This window comes from Protofrankia sp. CiT1, from assembly GCF_917627335.1.
Taxonomy (GTDB): domain Bacteria; phylum Actinomycetota; class Actinomycetes; order Frankiales; family Frankiaceae; genus Protofrankia.
Genome location: NZ_CAKJTP010000135.1, coordinates 9,067 through 11,294 on the forward strand (window position 1 = coordinate 9,067; position 2,228 = coordinate 11,294).

Genomic DNA, 2,228 nt, shown 5'->3' on the forward strand with positions numbered 1-2,228 from the left:
TGGTCCGCGAATTTTTTGTTGCCTTACAGGCCCCGCCAGTTCCCCGAGACGGGCCGCGGGTAGTCGGGGTCGACCGCGTCCGCCGTGATGTCGTAGCGCATGTAGAACGACCGCTGGAAAAAGTATGCCTTGCGCGGGACGCCGCCCGGGTCGGGCCAGACCAGCGCGCCGCGCAGCGACGACGACCATAGTCCCGGCCAGTTTCCCTGAATCGGCTTCGGGTAGCCGGGCTCGATCCGATCGGCCGCGACATTCCACTTGTAGTACATGCCGTTGTCCGCGAAGAAGTAGGATGAGCCGTTGGGCCAGAGTACAGCGGCCTGAATCTGGGTGGCACCAAAGATCATTAACCCAGGCCAGTTCGATTTGACCGGGAGTGGGAATCCGGGGTCGATCCGGTCGTCCGCGATGTCGTAGCGGTAGTAGTCAGGTCCGCTGAAGAAATACGCCTTCCCGTTGGGCCAGGCGATGGCGCTGTCGATGCTGACCCCGCCGAGGCCCGGCCAGTTGGCGGCGATCGGCCGGGGGTATCCCGGGCCGACCTGCTCACCGGCAATATCGTACCCGTAGTAGTCGGCCCCGCTGAAGAAGTAGACCTTTCCGTTGGGCCAGTTTACCAACGCGTCCACGAGAACCACTGGGACTCCTTTCGGTTTGTCGGCCCGGTCGGCGCCAAGCAGGTAGCGCTGCCCGCGGCGCCCGCACGTGTGGGAACGAGGCTATTTCCACCAGGCGCGGCAAAACGGCTTTACGTCTGGACTGTCAGCCGCTGTTTTCGGTGGTTGCGTCGTAGCGGAGGCCGGAGGAGACCTCCCCGCGCCACGGACGCTTCTGGCGTCCGCGCCAGGTGAACAGCCGCCCGTCCGTTCCGCGGGCAAGGTGCTCGATGATCTGCACCTGGATCCCGGCGCGGGTGACTTCTTCCTCGCGCAGGTCGGCATGTCGCCCACCGCCCGCCGGGTCCCGCAGGTCAGCCAGGATGAGGCTGGCCGCGCCACGCACGGTCGCGGTGGCGGTGTCCTCCAGCTGGCCCGCGCGCAGCACCCGCGGCCCGCTGGGTGGCTGCTGCCCGGGGTCGGCGGGGTCGGGCAGCCGGACGGGAACCAGGGGCGTCCACGCGGCGGCAACGGGGGTGGACAGCCGCCAGACGGCATCGTGGCCATCCGGCGGCGCGGCCGGCAGCGCGAAGTCCCGCTTCGACCAGGGCCTCGGGACGCCGCGGCCGGTCGGCCCGAGCACGGTCCGCTCGATCGCCCAGGCGAGGTTGGCCATCTCGTCCCGTTGCAGGGCGATGTCCTCCCGCGGCGGTGAGGCCAGCGCGCCGAGCGCCGCCGGGAGCACGACGAGCAGCGGCTCGGCGTCGCCGGTATCCGCGGGAGCGGACGGCTGAAACTGCCGGCCGACCGTGCCGGGGCTGGGCTGGCCGGTGCCGACCAGGGTGGCGGCCCCGAAAGTGTCGCGGACGACGACCCAGTCGACGCGGCTGACCGAGCCTACCGGGACCTCGACCGGGGCCAGGAACCAGTCGGGGCTGTAGACGACCGCGAAATCCACGGCGAGCATACGCACCAGATCGGTGGCGCCGGCGCCGACCCGGCCCAGCGCCACGGCGGCGTCTTCCATCTCCCAGAACCGGGCGCTGGGCATGCCCGGGTAGGTCAGCGCGGCCGGTAGTACGGTGGCTCGCCGACGGCCGCGGATGCGGCGTGCGTCGTCCGGGGCGGCGGGCGGCAGGCCGTCGGGTGGGGCGTCCAGCGGCGTGTCGAGGACGGCGTCGGCCGCCGCGCCCAGCGGCGGGCCGCCGGCCAGGTCGAGGCTGTACCACTCGAGCCCGCGCCCGTCGTACTCCGAAGCGCCGAACTGGATCTCCCCGGCTGGGATCTCCTGCCCCGGCGGGGCGTCGGTGACCGGAGGCAGGGCGGGCGCGGCGAGCGCGAAGGCGTACTCCAGCCGGTCGGCGACCCAGGCCGGCGGGAGCGGGTCGGCATTGCTGGAGATTCCCCACTCACGGTCCATCTCCGTCTGCCAGGACAACAGGACGGGAGCTACGACCTCGGGGTCGGCCGGTGCCAGCAGGTCCGCTGGCAGCCGGCCGTCGGGCTCCAGCAGGCTCAGGACGGCGGCGCCGTCGATGCTCGGGCGTACGCCCGGTGTGGCGGCCGCGAGCAGTGCCCGGTGACGCCGTTCGGCGTCGCCCTCCGCTCCGGTCGCGGGTGGCGGGTCAAACC

Annotated in this window: 2 protein-coding genes; both read right to left on the minus strand. The window is 71.6% G+C overall.

Translation table 11 applies throughout. From position 1 onward, the window contains the following. Positions 1 to 23: 23 nt before the first annotated feature. On the minus strand, positions 24 to 629 hold the full coding sequence (locus MJ785_RS17340) for a hemopexin repeat-containing protein (RefSeq protein WP_239381795.1): 606 nt from the start codon (positions 627 to 629) through the stop codon (positions 24 to 26). A 133-nt stretch (positions 630 to 762) separates the two neighbouring features. Beyond that, on the minus strand, positions 763 to 2,228 hold a 1,466-nt coding region (locus tag MJ785_RS17345), incomplete at its 5' end, for a hypothetical protein (RefSeq protein ID WP_370652971.1).